Origin of the sequence: Lactobacillus sp. ESL0237 (genome assembly GCF_003692985.1) — a bacterium.
Taxonomy (GTDB): Bacteria; Bacillota; Bacilli; order Lactobacillales; family Lactobacillaceae; genus Lactobacillus; species Lactobacillus bombicola.
Window position 1 is genome coordinate 18,459 of record NZ_REHE01000004.1, and the last position, 18,341, is coordinate 36,799.

General features: G+C 33.9%; 15 protein-coding genes and 1 pseudogene. 11 read left to right on the plus strand and 5 right to left on the minus strand.

All coding sequences use genetic code 11. The features are described 5' to 3' along the window. The first annotated feature begins 11 nt into the window (after nt 1-11). The 6 genes from F5ESL0237_RS00980 (at nt 12) to F5ESL0237_RS01005 (ending at nt 8,072) form a co-directional block, all read left to right on the plus strand. The gene (locus F5ESL0237_RS00980; protein ID WP_122024411.1) at nt 12-1,841 is read left to right on the plus strand and encodes an ABC transporter ATP-binding protein; all 1,830 of its coding nucleotides are present in this window, start codon (nt 12-14) and stop codon (nt 1,839-1,841) included. 256 nt (nt 1,842-2,097) lie between these two features. Then, nucleotides 2,098-3,462, plus strand: coding sequence for a DHA2 family efflux MFS transporter permease subunit (locus tag F5ESL0237_RS00985; protein WP_122024394.1), 1,365 nt, complete (start codon nt 2,098-2,100; stop codon nt 3,460-3,462). A gap of 390 nt (nt 3,463-3,852) precedes the next feature. Next, nucleotides 3,853-4,539: a response regulator transcription factor gene (locus tag F5ESL0237_RS00990; RefSeq protein WP_090093716.1), complete on the plus strand. Its 687-nt coding sequence runs from the start codon at nt 3,853-3,855 to the stop codon at nt 4,537-4,539. A gap of 4 nt (nt 4,540-4,543) precedes the next feature. Continuing rightward, entirely contained in the window at nt 4,544-5,692 is a 1,149-nt protein-coding gene (locus F5ESL0237_RS00995) for a cell wall metabolism sensor histidine kinase WalK (protein ID WP_090093715.1), read from the plus strand. A 50-nt stretch (nt 5,693-5,742) separates the two neighbouring features. Next, nucleotides 5,743-7,314: a UDP-N-acetylmuramoyl-L-alanyl-D-glutamate--2,6-diaminopimelate ligase gene (locus tag F5ESL0237_RS01000; RefSeq protein ID WP_122024395.1), complete on the plus strand. Its 1,572-nt coding sequence runs from the start codon at nt 5,743-5,745 to the stop codon at nt 7,312-7,314. Nucleotides 7,315-7,325: 11 nt separating this feature from the next. Next, nucleotides 7,326-8,072: an aspartate/glutamate racemase family protein gene (locus tag F5ESL0237_RS01005; RefSeq protein WP_122024396.1), complete on the plus strand. Its 747-nt coding sequence runs from the start codon at nt 7,326-7,328 to the stop codon at nt 8,070-8,072. A 97-nt stretch (nt 8,073-8,169) separates the two neighbouring features. Here F5ESL0237_RS01005 and F5ESL0237_RS01010 read toward each other — a convergent pair whose 3' ends face one another. From F5ESL0237_RS01010 to F5ESL0237_RS01020, 3 genes are read right to left on the minus strand one after another with little or no spacing between them, the layout of a single operon-like run. Beyond that, nucleotides 8,170-8,973, minus strand: coding sequence for an ABC transporter ATP-binding protein (locus tag F5ESL0237_RS01010; RefSeq protein WP_122024397.1), 804 nt, complete (start codon nt 8,971-8,973; stop codon nt 8,170-8,172). Then, nucleotides 8,966-9,868 (minus strand): ABC transporter permease, encoded by a 903-nt coding sequence (locus tag F5ESL0237_RS01015; protein ID WP_122024398.1) that lies wholly within the window; start codon nt 9,866-9,868, stop codon nt 8,966-8,968. The genes F5ESL0237_RS01010 and F5ESL0237_RS01015 overlap by 8 nt, the downstream gene beginning before the upstream one ends. A gap of 27 nt (nt 9,869-9,895) precedes the next feature. Beyond that, complete coding sequence (locus F5ESL0237_RS01020; protein WP_122021256.1) at nt 9,896-10,861, minus strand: ABC transporter substrate-binding protein; 966 nt, start codon at nt 10,859-10,861, stop codon at nt 9,896-9,898. A gap of 525 nt (nt 10,862-11,386) precedes the next feature. Between F5ESL0237_RS01020 and F5ESL0237_RS01025 the strand changes: the two genes are divergently transcribed. Beyond that, on the plus strand, nt 11,387-13,933 hold the full coding sequence (locus F5ESL0237_RS01025; protein WP_122024399.1) for a sigma 54-interacting transcriptional regulator: 2,547 nt from the start codon (nt 11,387-11,389) through the stop codon (nt 13,931-13,933). Between the two features lie 68 nt (nt 13,934-14,001). On the opposite strand, the gene F5ESL0237_RS01030 is transcribed toward F5ESL0237_RS01025, so the two are convergent. Beyond that, complete coding sequence (locus F5ESL0237_RS01030) at nt 14,002-14,943, minus strand: aldo/keto reductase family oxidoreductase (protein WP_122024400.1); 942 nt, start codon at nt 14,941-14,943, stop codon at nt 14,002-14,004. Between the two features lie 188 nt (nt 14,944-15,131). Between F5ESL0237_RS01030 and F5ESL0237_RS08560 the strand changes: the two genes are divergently transcribed. After that, the gene (locus F5ESL0237_RS08560; RefSeq protein ID WP_255409379.1) at nt 15,132-15,260 is read left to right on the plus strand and encodes a hypothetical protein; all 129 of its coding nucleotides are present in this window, start codon (nt 15,132-15,134) and stop codon (nt 15,258-15,260) included. Between the two features lie 25 nt (nt 15,261-15,285). On the opposite strand, the gene F5ESL0237_RS01035 is transcribed toward F5ESL0237_RS08560, so the two are convergent. Next, complete coding sequence (locus tag F5ESL0237_RS01035) at nt 15,286-16,200, minus strand: proline-specific peptidase family protein (RefSeq protein WP_122024401.1); 915 nt, start codon at nt 16,198-16,200, stop codon at nt 15,286-15,288. Nucleotides 16,201-16,360: 160 nt separating this feature from the next. Between F5ESL0237_RS01035 and F5ESL0237_RS01040 the strand changes: the two are divergent. From F5ESL0237_RS01040 to F5ESL0237_RS01050, 3 genes and pseudogenes are all read left to right on the plus strand, one after another. After that, nucleotides 16,361-17,048, plus strand: a pseudogene (locus F5ESL0237_RS01040) (PAS domain-containing protein). Nucleotides 17,049-17,241: 193 nt separating this feature from the next. Beyond that, a complete protein-coding gene (locus F5ESL0237_RS01045; RefSeq protein WP_118898278.1) occupies nt 17,242-17,691 on the plus strand; it encodes a DUF3290 domain-containing protein in 450 nt (149 codons plus the stop codon). 12 nt (nt 17,692-17,703) lie between these two features. Next, entirely contained in the window at nt 17,704-18,339 is a 636-nt protein-coding gene (locus F5ESL0237_RS01050; RefSeq protein ID WP_199688754.1) for a DUF421 domain-containing protein, read from the plus strand. Nucleotides 18,340-18,341: the final 2 nt, after the last annotated feature.

Genomic DNA, 18,341 nt, shown 5'->3' on the forward strand with positions numbered 1-18,341 from the left:
AAACTAAGAAGATGACTGGTAAGCGTTCAACCACCTTATTACGGTTGCTTAAATTAGTTGCCAATACCAGTCCCTGGATGCTGATTACGTCAATAATTGCGATTATTTTGTCAGCTGGATCAACCGTTATGGGTTCTTTATTCATTGAACGTTTAATTAATGAATACATAATGCCGTTACTTAAACAATCTCATCCTGATTTTGGTCCTTTATGGCAGGCAATTGTAGTAATGTTTGGCTTTTATGCCATTGGCTTTATTGCTAGCTACTTTTTTACGATGTTAATGGGAGTTTTAGCTCAAAAGGTGCAATATCGCGTTCGTAACGAAATGTTTGAGCATATGGAAATATTACCAATTGCGTATTTTGATGAAAATGATTTTGGCGATATTATGAGTCGTTATACCAATGATATTGATACCTTAATGCAAATGATTTCGCAATCAATTCCACAATTTATGAATTCCTTATTAAATATTGTTTTCGTGTTAGCAGCAATGATTAGTTTGAGTTGGCAGTTAACGATTTTTACTTTGATAATTTTTGCATTATCAATTGGTGTTGTCCGGTTTTTGACGTCACGATCAGCGCATTATTTCCAATTACAACAAAAAGAATTAGGTCAAGTTAATGGTTATAATGAAGAAATGCTTAACGGCTTGAAAGTTATCAAAGTTTTCAGTCATGAACCAGAAGTAGAAGCAGATTTTGAAGTTTATAATAAAGAGCTAGAAAATGCAGCTGGTAAGGCTAATACTTATTCAACGGTTTTATTTCCAATTATGGGTAATATTGGCAACTTGTTATATGTACTAATTGCGGTTATTGGCGGCGCAGTTGCCATTAACCATATTGCACCTCTATCACTAGGTGTTATTGGGGCCTTTTTACAGCTATCTAAACAATTTGCTATGCCAATTGCACAAATTTCTCAGCAGTTAAATTCAATAGTTATGGCTTTAGCTGGTGCAAAAAGAATTTTTGATCTAGAAGATCAACCAGTTGAACTAGATGATGGCGATGTAACAATAACTAAAGATGAAAAGGTTAAGGGCACCTGGTATTGGAATGTGCCACAAAATGATGGAACAGTTAAGCAGGTAACTGTTAAAGGTCACATTGTTTTTGACCACGTAGACTTCAGCTATGCTCCTGACAAACAAATTTTATATGATATTTCGCTAGATGCAAAACCAGGGATGAAGGTCGCTTTAGTTGGTGAAACTGGTGCAGGTAAAACAACGATTTCTAATATGGTCAATCGCTTTTATGAAATTGATTCAGGAACTATTACTTATGATGGTATTCCAATTAAACGGATTAAAAAAGATGATTTACGTCATTCTTTATCGATTGTCTTACAAGAAACGCATATGTTTACAGGAACGGTAATGGACAATATTCGCTTTGGTAATATGAATGCTAGTGATGATGATGTCTATCAAGCAGCTCATTTGTCTCATGCCGATGAATTTATTCATCACTTAGATGAGGGTTACCAAACTGTTATTGATGGTGAAGGCGGAGATTTGTCGCAAGGACAGATGCAATTATTAAGTATTGCGCGAGCAATGATTGCAGATGAGCCAGTAATGATTTTAGATGAGGCAACCTCAAGCATTGATACACAGACAGAGCAGTTGATTCAATCGGGGATGGACAATCTTCTTGCTGGTAGAACAAGTTTTGTTATTGCGCACAGATTATCTACAATCGTTAATTCTGATTTGATTTTAGTACTTGATCATGGTCATATTATTGAAGCAGGTAATCATGACCAGCTGTTAAAGCAAAAGGGCTACTACTACGAATTGTATACTGGTAAAAAGGAAATAGAATAAAAATTATTTAATTAAGGGTCAAGCTCTCTAAGAGTTTGATCCTTTTATAGTGGCTTTTATCTTACTATCTTGCTAAAAGTAATTTTTAGCTAGTAAAGCCTGACTTTGATGCTAGAATATGATTTTTAATTAAATAAAAAACTTACGAAGAAATTTTCTTTTTGATAAGATAATCAAGTTGCGCTTAGAAGCACAAAATGTAAAAGGAGTTTTTTATGGAAAATAATCAAGCAAAGTTCAGCGCCCTTGGTTGGCAATGATGAGTATGATGATAGGCGCCTTTGTGGGCATGCTATCAGAGACCTCATTAAATATTGCACTACCACAATTAATGAAATCATTTCAGCTAAATTCAGGTACTATTCAGTGGCTGGTTACCGGCTATGTGTTAGTAATTGGTGTCATTTTGCCTTTTTCAAGTTTATTAACTAAGTGGTTTTCTACCAGACAAATCGTAATTATTGGTTTGCTGGATTTTATATTTGGCGTCATCATAGCTGCTACAGCACCTAATTTTATAATTTTATTAATAGGTCGAATGATTCAGGGATTAGGGACAGGGCTAATCTTGCCCTTAGTGTTTACAGTAGCGATGCTAATTTTCCCGTCATCTAAAATGGGGACTGCGGTGGGTGCTTGTGCCCTAGTCATTATGCTAGCGCCAGCAATTGGCCCTACTATTACTGGTATTATTTTGGGTAAGTTAACTTGGAATTGGATTTTTTGGTTTTTTATGCCCTTTTTAGTAGTAGCCTTAATTTGTGCTATTATTGGCTTACCCAATACTGGTAAAATTACTCGACCAATGGTAGATATTCTTTCATTATTTGAATCCGTTGTGGGATTTGCTAGTTTAGTAATGGGAGTCAGCTTTGCTTCAAATATGGGCTGGACGGCGCCAACTGTTTTATTAATGTTAGCTATTGCTGCGATTGTTTTATTTCTATACACATATTGTCAATTACATTTAGAACAACCAATTATTAATCTTCACGTTTTTAAGAAATTAGCTTTTGCACAGGGGGCAATCTGTGTTATGTTGGATTTTGCGATTATTTTATCAGCAATGTATTTGTTGCCACAATATTTGCAAAGAGGTCTATTGTTGCCTGTTGCCCTGACAGGAATTATTATGTTACCTGGTGGAATTATCAACGCCTTAGTGTCAGCTTTTGCAGATCGACTATATGATTCTGTAGGAGCAAAAATACCTGCTGTATCAGGTTTTACTATTGCTATTATTGGGCTAATCATGTTAATTTTTTCAAATCCCACTTCAAGTATTATTTATGTTATTGTAACTCATATTATTATAATGATTGGTTGTCCCTTAGCGATGTCCCCAGCACAAACCCATGCTTTGAATGCTTTAAAAGGGGCAGAATCAGCTGATGGCAGTACTATTTTAAATACTATGCAGCAGATTATTGGCGCCGTTGCCACCGCTCTTGCGACTAGTTTTTTAAGTTGGGGCCAAAATACTTACCAAGGCACTAATAAAGCCGCACAATTTACTAATGGTGTACATTATGGCTTATATTTCACTTTGATTTTGGCAGTTATTGGCTTAATTGTTGCATTTACTCTAAAGTCAACTCAGCATGATGGAAATGAAAATTAATGCCTATAATATAAATTAAGGGTTAATTATTAAATTTTATAATTACATGGTAACTGTTAAAGTTAATTATACTTTGGTCTTAACCTAATTAAGCGGCAGATTATTTAATAATTTGCCGTTTTTTAATACTTTAAACTACTTAATAGGTTAACTTTTAAGGATTATTGAATAAGTAACTAAATTATTATCAATTTATAGCTTAGGTATAAGTTGCTTTTGCTATAAATTTTGAGTATCATTTAAAGAATTTTATAAAAAGCTAAAGATAAGTATGAATAATTAGATGTTTCTTGTTAAATAAGCTAAAATATTAGCCAAATTCTGCTACACTATAGGTGAGTATGAATTAAATAAGAATAATTATGCATAAAAGAGAAGGGAATGACCCTGATGAAAATTTTAGTAGTTGATGATGATAAAGAAATTGTTGAATTATTAAGTATTTACCTTAAAAATGAAGGCTATACGCCAATTGTTGCTTATAGTGGTAAAGAAGCGATAACTAAACTCACCACTAGTTCTGATATTTCTTTAATGATTTTAGATGTAATGATGCCCAATATGAGTGGAATTGACGTAATTAAGGAAGTTCGTAAAGATTCCGATATTCCTATTATTATTGTTTCAGCTAAGACAGGCGACATGGACAAAATTCAAGGATTGATAACTGGTGCTGATGATTATGTTTCTAAACCATTTAATCCACTTGAAGTAATGGCACGGGTACGTTCGCTTTTGCGGCGTAGTCAAAAGCAAGTTAAAGACGATGAACCTGATGTATTAGAAATTGGTCCGCTAGTTATTAATCGTGACTCCCATGAGGTAAAGACCATAGCGGGTAAGGATATTCAATTGACTGCGCTAGAATTTGGCATTTTATATTTGCTATCTAGTCATCCTAATCGTGTTTTTTCTGCTGATGAAATTTTTGAACGAGTTTGGCAACAGGAATCAATCGTTTCAGCTAAGACTGTAATGGTTCATGTGTCACATTTACGTGATAAAATTCAAAAAGCAACTGATGGTGAGGATGTGATTCAAACAGTTTGGGGCGTTGGCTATAAGGTTGAGGCTTAAGTAGATGAAAAAAGAACGTGTTAAGCTGACGGCCACAGAAAAAAGTGAGTTGTTTGCTGAAGGCGTAATAACAGTAGTCTTGTTACTATTATTAAATCTGTCAGTTGATATTTTAATAAATTTAACGATTTTACAAAATAAAAGTTTGGCTAATGGCATTTACTTTTTAAAAAAAACCGTCACCTTTGCTGGTGGTCGTCATTTGTGGTCTTGGCAAAATACTTTTTTGGTTATTATGGGTCTGGGTGATTTATTAGTATTATATTGGCGTTTAATCAGACGTTATCACCAAATGCAATTGCGTCATGTTATTTCAGAACTGCATTATATTGCTCAAGGTCATTTTGATCATACGATTTCATTTAAGGTAAAAACAGATTTACAAAAAGTAATTGATTCCATAAATTCATTAGTAGCTAGTACGGTTAACGCAATTAATGAAGAAAAAGCAATCGAAAATTCAAAAGATGAATTGATTAGTAATGTATCTCATGATATTAGAACGCCTTTAACATCTATTATTGGCTATTTAGGGCTTTTAAAGTCAGGTGTAGCTAATCCAGCCGACCAACAAAAATACTTAAATATTGCTTATATGAAAGCAGAACAAATGAAATCATTAGCACATGATTTACTTGAGTATACAACGTTGAAATCAACTAATATTAAACTGCAACTTGCGCCCTTACATATTTATTCAATGTTGGAACAAGTTGCAGCTGGCTTTGAATTTGAAGCGCACGAAAAGGGCATAACTTTTAATATTGAAACTAGACCTAAAGATTTGACAATTCAGGCAGACCCAGAAAAATTGGTACGGGTCTATAACAATTTAATTGCTAATGCCTTAAAATATGGTACAGATGCAACTCAAATCAATTTGATTGCTAATTTAGTTAACAATAATGAAGTTGAGTTACGTGTTGAAAATAATGGTGCAGCAATTCCTGCAGATTCCTTGAAAAAAATTTTTGAACGATTTTATCGGGTAGAGCCTTCACGTAATACACAGACTGGTGGCACTGGTTTAGGCTTATCTATTACCAAGAGTATTGTTGATTTACATCATGGTAAAATTGTTTGCGAATCTAATGATAAGTGGACGCGATTTATCATTTATTTACCATTAAATCCAAAGAATACAAAAAACTGATAGTTAGCTGTGTTATAATTTTGACTAAGACAAAAATGAAGGGGCATAACATGAGTATTTCTTTAAATACCTGTATTTTAATTTTAAAAGAACATCATTTACTTAAATCAAGTGCAGTTCAAGATACGGTTAGAACCAAGATGGAATATGTTTCCTATGATTCACGTGACATTAAAACGGACACTTTGTTTTTCTGTAAGGGGGCAGGTTTTCGTCCCACATATTTATCAATGGCTAAAGCTAATGGGGCTAATTGTTATGTAGCTGAACAACCTTACCCAGAAGGCAAGGGCATGCACGCATTAATTGTACGTGATGTTTCCAAGGCAATGGCATTATTATCTGCTGCTTTTTTCCGATTTCCGCAAGATGACTTATATGTGGTTGCAGTAACTGGTACAAAGGGTAAAACTACTACTGCCTACTTTTTAAAAGGGATGCTAGATCAAATTAATGATGGCAAAACGGCTTTAATTTCTTCTGTTAACAACGTTGTGGGTCAAAAAAAAGTTGATACGTTTAAATCAAGCTTAACAACTCCAGAGTCTTTAGATTTATTTCGTGATATGCGTACAGCAGTAGATAATGGGATGACTCATCTAGTCATGGAAGTTTCTAGTCAGGCTTATAAGAAGAACAGGGTTTTTGGTTTAACCTATGATTTAGGCTTTTTCTTAAATATTTCGCCAGATCATATTGGTCCCAACGAGCATCCTAATTTTGAAGATTATTTACACTGTAAGTTACAATTATTGGTTAACGCGCGTAAATGTATTATTAATGCCCAGACCAACAATTTTAATGAGGTATATGCAGCAGCCACTACTACTACTGCACCAGATAGTATTTATTTATTTGCTGATGAAAATTATACTAATCCAGAATTAAAACATCCGATTGATTTTTGTTACTCTTCGGAAGAAATTGATATGGCTCGGACTAAATTTAAAGTACTTTGTGTTAGTGATAAGGCAAAAGAATTACCAATTGCTGGTGAATATCAGTTAAAGATGTTAGGTGATTTTAATGAGTCGAATGGGACAGCAGCTGTAATTGGCGCGGGATTAGCTGGGATGGCACATGATGACGCTGCTAAAGGAATTAGTACTGTAACAGTTCCAGGAAGAATGCAAACGGAAATTACTGCAAGTCATGGTGTGGTTGTGGTTGATTATGCGCATAATGAGGCATCAATGATGGCCTTAATGGGCTTTATGCGCCGAGAATTTAATAATCCTAAGATTATTGTGGTAGTTGGAGCTCCTGGAGATAAAGGAGTATCAAGACGACCAGGTTTTAGTAATAGCTTAAATGCGTTTGCTGATAAAGTATTTTTGACAACTGACGATCCTGGATTTGAGGATCCTAAGGAAATTGCTGAAGAGATTGATGCAGGAATTGATCATACCAAAGTAGATGTAACAATCGAATTAGACCGACTTAAAGCAATCAATGATGCTATTAGTATGGCAAACAAAGGTGATGTCGTGCTAATTTGTGGTAAAGGAGAAGATGGTTTTCAAAAAATTCGAGGTGTGAATACGCCTTATCCATCGGATATTACGGTTGCTCAGCAAGTGATTAATGAATTAGAAGACCAGAATGGTCACTTTTATAGTTAGAGAATAGTAAAATGAAGCATTTTTTTACAATTATTGGTGGAATGGGAACGATTGCAACAGAAAGCTTTATCCGTTCAATTAATCATCGAATGGAAATTACTTGTGATCAGGATTATTTGAATTACATTTTAGTTAATGATGCGCAAGTCCCTGATCGAACAACTTATATTAAGGATCATACTAAACGGAACTTCTTTACTGCTTTGCGGGAAGACTTTTTGCAACAGGCCACATTGCAACCCGATTTTTTCGTAATGCCATGTAATACGGCACATTATTTCTATGATGACTTAGCTAATTTAACTGATATTCCATTTTTGCATATGATGAGAATTGCGGTACACAATTTCGTGGAAAAATTTCCTGAGCAAAAGAAGATTGGACTTATTGCAACTGAAGGATCAATTTATGATCATCTGTATGTAGATGAGCTAAATAAAGTGAATCGTAGTGCTGAACTTGGTGGTCCAGAGATTCAGCCTCTAGTTACGAAACTAATTTATTCTAATATTAAACAAAAGGGCGTAGTTGATGCTGAATTGTATCATTCCATCTTGCGCAAGATGCATGATGAATATGGTTGTAATGTTATATTACTGGGCTGTACCGAGCTTTCTTTAGCACAGGAACAGGCTCCCAATCATCCATATCAGGTAATTGATCCGCAATCAATTATGGCAGATGTCGTAATTGAACTTGAACTGAAAATCAGAGCAGGTAAGGATCCTAAACAGGTTATTCAAAAATATTTATATTAATTAAAAAAGAGATAGATAAGGCATCCATAAAAGCTTTAACAACAAAAAATAGCTCCTAAAAGTATTACTTTTAGGAGCTATTTTTTATCTAAGTTTATTATCTAAGTAACATTGCATCATCTTCTAGTTTAGAACCAACTTGCTTTTGGAACAGGTCCATTAATTTGGAAACAGTTAAACTTTGTTTTTCTGGTCCAACTAAGTCTAAAGCTACACGTCCTTGATGGAGCATGACTAATCGATTGCCATAATGAATAGCATCTTCCATGTTATGCGTCACCATAAAGGCAGTTAATTTTTGTTCGCTAATTAATTTTTTGGTAAGTTCCATGACTGTAATTGAAGTCTTAGGATCAAGAGCCGCGGTATGTTCATCTAATAATATCAAATCAGGACGTTGCAGGGTAGCCATTAAAAGGGTAATGGCTTGTCGTTGTCCCCCAGAAAGTAACCCAATTTCAGTTTCGAGTCGATTTTCAAGGTTTAAATTAAGTTGTGCAAGTTGTGTTTTAAAAAATTCACGATCTCGCTTGTTAACTCCATTATGAAAACCGCGACGTTTTCCCCGTTTCATTGCCAAAGCGAGATTTTCTTCAACCGTTAACCTAACTGCTGTCCCCATTTTGGGATCTTGAAAAACACGGCTAATATTTTTTGAACGCTTAGTTACAGTTAGCTTACTGATGTCAATATCATTTAGAATAATTTGTCCCTCTTGCACAGGTATAGTTCCAGCAATACTGTTTAGTAAAGTTGACTTACCAGCACCGTTACTACCAATGATAGTTACAAAATCACCAGCATTCAATTCAAGATTAACGCCACGTAAGACCGGATTTTCATTTACAGTGCCGCGACCAAAAGTTTGATGAAGATTCTTAATTTGTAATACTTTAGGCATTTTTCTTTTCCCCCTTAAGATTGCGTGGCAAGTGAAAATTAGGCAAAATTAAGCAAATTACTAAAACCAATGCTGAGGCCAGTTTGGCATCAGAAGGTTCAACATTCATTTGAAAGACTAGTGCTAAAATGAAGCGGTAGATGATGGCACCTAAAACCAATGTAATTAGCCGCTTTCCCAGTGGCAAGTGGTGCAAAATAACTTCAGCAATAATAATTGAAGCAAGTCCAATAACAATTGTTCCAACTCCTGAATTAAGGTCGGCAAAGCCATTATTTTGAGCTAAAAGAGCACCGGAAAGAGCAATACAGCCATTGGAAATCATATAACCTAAAATTTTCATTCTTTGTGTTTTAATCCCGTTAGCTGCACTCATTTCAGGGTTATCACCCGTGGCCCGCATGGCAAGACCAATCTCAGTTTTGAAAAAGATAATTAAGAGGCTAATAATAATTAATGCGATAATTAGCCCCATAACAATAACAGCATTATTACGAGATAGGCCCCAATTCTGGGCGATAGTAAAGAGGGTCTCTTTACCTAAAAGTGATACATTGGCCGCATTGTTCATTACGCGAGAAGTGATAGAATAGAGCCCCGTCATGGTAATAATCCCTGCTAATAGGGAAGGAATTTTTAATTTAGTATTTAAAAATCCTGTGACAAAACCGGCAATCATCCCACCAGCAAATGCAGCAATTGTAGCTAAGATTGGGTTAATCCCATTAATTAAACACATTGTGGCGATTGCTCCGCCTAAGGGAAAACTCCCTTCAGCCGTCATATCAGCTAAATCTAAAATTCGAAAAGTTAAATAAACACCAACTGCCATTAATGACCAGAGCAAACCTTGTGAGGTGGATGAGAGAAATAAATCCCAAAAAGTATTTAACATAATTATACGTTCACGTTACCTTCCTAATTACTTGGGAGCTTTAATAGATTTAGGATTAATACCTAAGGCTTTAGCCATTTCTTTATTAACGACTAAATTCAATTGATTAGCTTTTTCCACTGGCATATCACTTGGCTTGGCTTTACCATCTAAAATTTTAGCTGCCATTTTTCCCGTTTGCTTACCTAATTCTTCATAGTCAATACCGATTGAAGCTAAGCCACCATGCTTAATTTGATCAGTCGAACCGGCAACGAGTGGAATCTTCTTTTCTTTTACTACTTTACCAATGATTGAAGCTGCAGAAGCAAAAGTATTATCTGTTGGGACATAAATTCCTTGAACTTTATTTGCTAATGTTTCAGTAACTTGTTGGACATCGTTAGTAGTATTAGCAGTTTTAACTAAAACTTTAACGCCAGCTTTCTTTAAGGCAGCAATGGCTAAATCAGCTTGAATTTTTGAATTTGATTCACCAGCGTTGTACATAACTCCGATTGTTTTAGCTTTAGGCACAATTGATAGTAATAGCTCAATTTGTTTGTCAATTGAAACCATATCGGTTGTGCCAGTAACATTTCTGCCAGGTTTAGAATTAGAATTAACTAGTTTGGCTGCCTTTAAATCAGTTACTGCGGTGACAACTGTTGGGATATCTTCAGTGGCATTGGCAATACTTTGTGCTGCTGGAGTAGCAATTCCTAAAATTAAATCAGATTTGTCATTAATCAATTTTTCACTCATACTTTTAAGATTATCTTGACTATTTTGTGCATTTTGATAATCAATTTTTAGATTTTTACCCTCGGTGTAGCCGCCCTCTTTTAGTCCTTTTTTGAAACCTTTGTAAGCTTTATCTAGCGAGGGATGTTGAACAACTTGTAGTACACCAACATGCTTAATTTGTGAATGATTATGAGCTTTTTTGCTACATCCACCTAAGAGTAGAAGTCCGGCTAAACTAATCCCTACTACTATTTTTTTAAATTTCATCTGATTTCCTCCGAATAATAATCAAAAATAAGACAATAAAACAATAAAAAATACCCACCAATTCCGAGTGGGTATACATTAATTATCTTTTATTAAGTAATCAATTGCGGCTAACCACTCAGAAGTTATGTGGCTAACCGTAATTAAAAGGGCTTTAGCCATCATAGATAAATTCAAACTAGAACTGTGTTTGAATTCATCTAGATGAATTCAAACTTTATCTAAAATAGCTAAAGTAATAACGGTTATTCAGCTGTAAGTTACAATTTAAATTAATTTTCATTAAAAAATACCTCCAACTTTAAGGAAAAGTATAAAATAACTTTAGAATATTGTCAAGCCTAATGTTTATATTTTAAAGTCAATAAATAATAAGAAAAAGCAAATTGTAGTATATTATTTAAATAATACATGTATAGCATATTTCATTATGCAAACCTAGACGAGAACACAAAATTGTATAGAAAATAAATTTATAATTAGCTATAATTATAAATAAAGAGAACAATTTTGGAGAGATGGATAATGAGTTGGGCTGAAGAAAGAGTTTTAAATAAGATAAAGAATTTACCTGGTAATGATGTAATTAGTACTAGTGAACTGGCAGCAGAATTAAATTTATCTAGATCTGTTGTTAGCCATTATCTAAATCAACTTGCCAAAGAAAATAGAATACAAAAAATCAAAGAACGACCAGTTAAATGGCGCAAAAATTCGATTAATAAAACGACTGATTTATCATTTGCCAGTGTTATCGGTAGTCAGGGATCATTAAAAAGAGTAGTAGAACAGTTATGTGCTGCTGTAATTTATCCACCAAATGGTTTAGATGTATTAATTACTGGTAATACTGGCGTAGGTAAAAGTTATTTAGCTGAAAGATTGGTCGCGTATGCCAAAGAAGTAGGAAGTATCAAAGCTAATGCACCATATTTATGTCTAAATTGTGCTAGTTATGCTGGTAATCCTGAACAAATTACTACTTTATTATTTGGGTCTGCTAAAGCAAGTGCTACACAAGCAAAAGGTTTAATTGAAAAGGCAAATGGGGGTTATTTATTTTTAGATCAAGTTGATCGATTAAGCAATGTTAATCAAGAAAAAATTCTAAATTTTATTGATTCTGGGCAATTTTATAAAGTGGGCGATAATGTTCACCATGTTAAATCTAATGTTCGCTTAATAATGGCAACAACAAAAGATCCAGAAAGAGTATTGCTGCATTCTTTCTTAAGAAAAATACCTGTTCAGGTTAATTTGCCTGATTATGCTAAAAGACCAATTGATGAGCGCTTAGAAATATTACGGTCATTTTTTTACGATGAAGGACAGAGAATTAATAAGAAAATAGTAGTCGATGAAGAGGTTGTTTCAGCACTATTACAAATTAATCATAAAGATAATGTTAGCTATATAAAGAATATAGTTCGGGCGTCATGTTCGGCGGCTTATCATGATTGGTTTAGTTCGAATACAATGTATTTAAAGCTAAAGAACCTTATTCTTGATTATTTACCACCATTTAAAAACTATGGTTCAATTGTTGTTGATCCTGCACTTGTTATTAGATATTCTGAAAGTAAAAGCTTAAATAAAAAATTAACCAATATTTCTCAAGAATTAAAAAAGGTGATTAATGCATTTTCCGATACAAGTTTAAGTAATTGCCGTTTAAGAATTGAAGCAATAAACAAGCTAAATGAATCAAGTTCCCAAGCGTCAGGACTACATGTGCAACATAAACAACTATTTGCTGAAATAATTGAAAAGAAATATGGGCTGGCTAAGGCTGCATATTTAGAATTAACAATTTATTATTTATATGAGCATCATTTTAAACCAGATTGTGATATTGAGAAATTAAGAGCAGTTGTTCTCAAAAAACTACCACGAGCATATCATGTGGCTCGAAGTTTTTATAGCAAATTGCCAATCTTAGATAAGGATAGTCATCAAGGCCTAACATATATATTTGCTATTCTATTAAGCGAATATATCGATGAAAATGTTAAATTACATGGTCTGTTAGTTGGTCATGGTGAAAATACAGCTACCAGTATTCAAGCAGTTGTTAATTCGCTTTGTGGTAACTATATTTTTGATGCAATTGATGTTGCAATTGATGCTGATACAACTACCATGATTAATGCGATTAATAACTTGGTTTTAAATTATAATGCGATAAATGGCCTGGTCTTAATGGTCGATATGGGCTCTTTAAATAAGTTATATAGTGAAGTTGGTTCGAATTTAAATTGTGATTTACTGGTAGTTAATAAATTAACAACTGTAACTGCATTAGATTTAGCTTCTAAAATGAAGCAAAATTTAGATTTTACTAGAATTGCCAGTAGTGCTGAACGGGAATACCAAATAAATGTAAAGTACTATAATGGTTTTTCCCAAACAAAAAATATTCTGGTATCTTGCATTTCTGGTTTAAAAGTTGCTGAACAAATAAGTGAAATTCTGCGACAATATTTGCCAGCGGATATAAAAATAATTCCTTTAGGGTACAATGACTTGAAGGAAAAAATTGTTACTAAGCAGTGGGCTTATTTTGAGCAAACATTATTTTTGTTAACCACTTTTGATATAACAGAAAAAATCAAGTTTAAATATATGAACTTATACGATATTTTAGCGATTAGTGGTGAAAAAAAATTAAAACTTTGGCTGCAACCATATTTAAACCAACAACAATTAACAGATTTAAATAATAAATTATTGTGTTTCTTTTCTAAGGAAGGAATTGCTGAACGCTTAAATTTCTTGAATCCAAGTGTAGTAATAAAAGAGGTTGAAGAAATTAATAAAAAATATGAAGATTTCTATAATTTGGAATTAGATGGCAAAATTAAATTGAATCTTTATATGCATGTTGCCCTGATGATTGAACGAGCTGTCATGCGGAATAATGTAATTGAGGTTCAGCCTAAATCTGAAAAAGAAAAAGCTTTCTTTAAAATAACGCGTACCATTTTCCAACCAGTTGAGTTAAAATATAACGTCACAATTTCAAATTATGAAATTTCTTTATTATATGATTTGTTAAAGCAATATATTAAATAGATGATAATGATGTTTGATTACTAAAAAAGTCATAGTCGAATTTGACTATGACTTTTTTAAAAAATTATTTATGGTAAATCGTTGCCAGCAGCTAAATAAAGGTCATACCATTCTTGGGCACTTAGTTCAATATCGGCTCCCTTGGCACTATCAATAATATGTTCGGGTGTCATGGTACCAATAATTACTTGAATATTAGCGGGATAGCGCAAAATCCAGGCGGCTGCAATTGCATTTTTAGAACACCCTTTTAACTTGGCTAATTTCTCTAAGGTATCATTAACTTGCGGAAATTTTGGATTACCAATAAAGTTACCCTCGATTTGACCGTATTGAAAGGGCGACCAAGCTTGAATAGTCATTTGATGCAGTCTTGAATAATCAAAGATACCGCGGTCATGGTCAATACTGCGATTGTCGGTCATATTAGTATGAATATTAAAATCAATCGGTCCGGTATGCATGATACTGAATTGTAATTGGTTGATTAGTAATTTTTGGCTGATACCAGCTTGTAATAAGTCAACTTGGCGGGGATTGAAATTTGAAACTCCAAAATGACGCACTTTCCCATCTTGTTGCAATTCGTCAAATGCAGCCCCGACTTCTGCAGGATCCATCAAGGCATCAGGACGATGCAAAAGTAAGCTGTCTAAATAATCAATTTGCATTCTAGATAAAATGCCATCGACTGACTTTATAATGTAGTTTTTTGAGAAATCATAACGTGTAGTTTTGTAATTAAGCGTGGGCTCTTCATAAATACCAGTCTTTGATTGAATATAAAAATCTTCTCGTTTAAGGGAAGAATTCTTTAAGGCATTTCCAAAAACTGTTTCCGACTTTCCATGACCATAAACATCGGCTGAATCAATATAATTAATACCAACATCATGCGCTGTTTCTAATGTCTTGACCGCGCTATCAATATTTAATTTGTTCATCCGCATAATTCCTAGTGCAAGCGCTGAACTAGAAAACTCCGTATTACCAATTTTAATTTGTTTCATAATTTGCCTCCTTTCTTAAGTATACGACAAATTTGCTTAAATAATTTGGAAACGATTGCAAACAAATATCCAAGTAAAGTAAAAATAGTTGCCGTTTTTCAAAAATTAATAGTGAATATATTATCTTTTAGAGTTAATATAATAAAAACAATAACTTGAATTTGCTATTTTTAGAAGGGAGTCTTGTAATGACTAAATTAAATGATGATTATATTTTAGGTCTCGATATCGGGACTAATTCTTGTGGTTGGGCTGCTAGTGAATATCAGGTTTTAGATGGTGGTCAGAGAATATTAAAAGAACTCAATTCGCAATGACGGAATTGAGTTTTTTTAACTGATTTTATTTACCTAAAAACTGATTACTTTCAACTTCACGGATAAAGTCGGCCAGGTGCTTGTAATAAACATCTGGATTATCAACCATGTGGTGGTGCCCACCATCTGGCGTAGTTACAAGTTGGGCGTTAGGAATTTCTTTTTGCATAATTTTGGCTGTTGCAATTGGCATGGTTTCATTCTCACCAAAAGTAAGTAAAGTTGGTACTTTAATATTTTTTAATTGCTTTCTAAAGTGCCAGTCTTTCAATTTTCCAGTAATGACAAATTCATTATCGCCTTGAAAAGCATTATAAACAGCACTACCGCCAATATCTTGTAAATGGTAAAGTTTTGATGGCTGCCGCCGATCAACAAAATTAATATTAAGAATATTAACATCTTCTTGGTAACGTTGATTGTCATAATCATTGCTAGCTTCACATTCATGCATAAAGTCAATTTCAGTTTGGGGCAAAATTTCTTGACGACGGCGATTAACAGCGGCAACATATTCATCAATTTCATCGACCATTGACGAAATAATTGCTCCCTTCAAGTGTTTACCATACTTAACTGCATATTCTTGAACCAGCAAACCGCCCCAACTCTGACCAATTAAGTAGAACTTATCTAAGCCTAATTTGTTGCGAACTTCTTCTACTTCATCTAAAAAATATTCATAAGTTAAATATTTGTTAGCAATTTTAGGGTCTGTATAATCTGGTTGATCCGAGTAAAGCGAGCCCAATTGATCATACATTGTAACTTGTACATTAAGCCCCTGCTTTTTCAGTTGCTCAGCCGTGTCTTCCCAATATTCGTGATTACCGCCCGGTCCACCATGTAGAGCTAATAAATGAATATCGCCTTGTCCTTGCGTATTGGTCCATAAGTGATAGCCATTATCTAACGTAATAATTTTAGTGCCAGTTTTCATAGTTTGCTCCTTTATTTTTATAATTTTACTTTTAAGCTTATCATAATTAAGATAAAAAGCACGAAGCTACAAATTAAATTGCTATGTATACCATATATTAGCGCTTTCATGCTATAATTGTTTTAAAAAATAGTTACTTGTCGGGAGGAAAAAGGAAAAAATGACCGAACCCAAATGGCTTAAAGACATGGATAGAGCTGAATATTTAGAGGAAGATTTTGCGGCTAGTGGTAAGAGTAGGTATACTTGTCAGTGGAATTGATAAAGATGATCCAGATTGGTTAGAAAAGGCAGCAGCAAAAACTAATGCGGCAAGTGGTGACGATTACGTCAAACTTGATTGTGGTTTATTAACAGTTAATCAACTTAATTGGATGTTGCGGAATACGATTGGTGAACTAACTTTTGTTGATGATAACAACCAATTTTTATGGTATAACCGTCCAGTTGATGAGCAGGCTAAGATGAAGGCTAAACGAGTACCAGCACAAGTAGGGAGTTCAATGGGCGCGGTGCATCCGCATATTGGTGAGGTGATTCCTGCAGCTAAAAAAGTAGTTCGTGCTTTACGTCATAAACAAGCTGGACATGATGCAGTCTATATGCCTGTACCGACTGGTAATTTGCAAGAACTTATTTTGCACTATTATAAACGAGTTGAGGATGATGAAGGGCACTACGTCGGCATTTATGAATGGGTACAAGATATATACCCCTTAGTTAAATACTTTTGTGAAACTACTGGTCAAAAATTAGTGATTGATGAAGATGCAAATACAGGTGCAACTTACCGGAATAATTCAAAGCCAGATAGCCATACCGGTGCATCAACTAAGGCTGGTAATTAAAATTAAATATTTCTGAGTAGTGAGCAGTACCTGTCTGCTCACTTTTTGTTATACTATTACTATATGTGATTATTAACTTGGCTAATCAAACTTAAATAACTATAGGCTTTTAGAGATGGTTAAATAGTAAGATTAGTTTTAAGCGTATTATTGGGAGTTATCTAGAGAAAATTTTAGCAGAGGTGGAATTATTATGGTTTTTTACACGCTTAAGTATATTGAACAAAATCAAAATACTAATAAAACAATCTTATATGCGTTGATTGCGATTGCAGCACTTACTTTAATTGCTTTTACTGCACTTTATTTGCGACATCGTTTTGATACGCGTTATCGTGATTTGGGGATAATAGCTTTATTGTTTCTCTTATTATTTGTGGGTACTCAATATGAAGAATACGTACAAACTAACTTAGTTAAATCACAGTCGGAACAAATTGCTCCATTCATTAAGTCTGTAGCTAAAGATAATGGTGTGGCTGTTTCTGATGTTTTAGTAAATTCAACAACATTGCAAGATGGCATAATTGTAAGAATTAATTCTAAAGATATTGACTATCAGTTAGAACTGAATAATGATAACAATACATATTCTTTGAAACAAGCTCATGTAATTAACCACGACGTTAATATAAAAGACTAGGAGGCAATCAGGATGGATTATACGCAACTTTTTATTAAATTTGTTTTAGGTGTGGTAACATTAATCTTTCAAATTAATGTTTTCGGTAAAAGTAACATTGCTCCAACTACTGCCTTAGATCAACTGCAGAATTATGTTTTAGGTGGCATTATTGGTGGCGTAATTTATAATGCCAATATTAGTGTATTGCAGTTTTTATTAGTTTTAATCGTATGGACACTAGTAGTCTTTATTTTAAAATTTGCCCGTGAGCATAGTAACTTTGTGCGAACAATAATTGATGGCAAACCTATCCAAATCATCAAAAATGGCAAAGTACTGGTTAAAAACTGCTTGACAGTTGGAATATCTGCCAATGAGCTAATGTTTAAGCTCCGTAGTCAAGGAATATATTCTGTGGATAAGGTTAAAAACTGTATCTTTGAAAAAAATGGACAGCTTACTGTAATTAAAAAGGATGAAAAAAATCTTCATTTTCCGCTTATCAATGATGGCCAAGTTAATGAAGATGCATTAGAATTTTTGAATAAGGATGAAGCTTGGTTAAAACGAAAGATTAAAGCAGCAGGCTACCAGGACTTTAGTGATATCTTTTTAGCTGATATTGAAGATGGTGAGGTTTCTTTTACTGATTACAAGCAAAAATAGAA

Bases quoted from the DNA above. Each gene is read 5' to 3' on its own strand.
- F5ESL0237_RS00980 (WP_122024411.1), top strand. From the start codon at position 12: ATGACTGGTAAGCGTTCAACCACCTTATTACGGTTGCTTAAATTAGTT.
- F5ESL0237_RS00985 (WP_122024394.1), top strand. From the start codon at position 2,098: ATGATGAGTATGATGATAGGCGCCTTTGTGGGCATGCTATCAGAGACC.
- F5ESL0237_RS00990 (WP_090093716.1), top strand. From the start codon at position 3,853: ATGAAAATTTTAGTAGTTGATGATGATAAAGAAATTGTTGAATTATTA.
- F5ESL0237_RS00995 (WP_090093715.1), top strand. From the start codon at position 4,544: ATGAAAAAAGAACGTGTTAAGCTGACGGCCACAGAAAAAAGTGAGTTG.
- F5ESL0237_RS01000 (WP_122024395.1), top strand. From the start codon at position 5,743: ATGAGTATTTCTTTAAATACCTGTATTTTAATTTTAAAAGAACATCAT.
- F5ESL0237_RS01005 (WP_122024396.1), top strand. From the start codon at position 7,326: ATGAAGCATTTTTTTACAATTATTGGTGGAATGGGAACGATTGCAACA.
- F5ESL0237_RS01010 (WP_122024397.1), bottom strand. From the start codon at position 8,973: ATGCCTAAAGTATTACAAATTAAGAATCTTCATCAAACTTTTGGTCGC.
- F5ESL0237_RS01015 (WP_122024398.1), bottom strand. From the start codon at position 9,868: ATGTTAAATACTTTTTGGGATTTATTTCTCTCATCCACCTCACAAGGT.
- F5ESL0237_RS01020 (WP_122021256.1), bottom strand. From the start codon at position 10,861: ATGAAATTTAAAAAAATAGTAGTAGGGATTAGTTTAGCCGGACTTCTA.
- F5ESL0237_RS01025 (WP_122024399.1), top strand. From the start codon at position 11,387: ATGAGTTGGGCTGAAGAAAGAGTTTTAAATAAGATAAAGAATTTACCT.
- F5ESL0237_RS01030 (WP_122024400.1), bottom strand. From the start codon at position 14,943: ATGAAACAAATTAAAATTGGTAATACGGAGTTTTCTAGTTCAGCGCTT.
- F5ESL0237_RS08560 (WP_255409379.1), top strand. From the start codon at position 15,132: ATGACTAAATTAAATGATGATTATATTTTAGGTCTCGATATCGGGACT.
- F5ESL0237_RS01035 (WP_122024401.1), bottom strand. From the start codon at position 16,200: ATGAAAACTGGCACTAAAATTATTACGTTAGATAATGGCTATCACTTA.
- F5ESL0237_RS01045 (WP_118898278.1), top strand. From the start codon at position 17,242: ATGGTTTTTTACACGCTTAAGTATATTGAACAAAATCAAAATACTAAT.
- F5ESL0237_RS01050 (WP_199688754.1), top strand. From the start codon at position 17,704: ATGGATTATACGCAACTTTTTATTAAATTTGTTTTAGGTGTGGTAACA.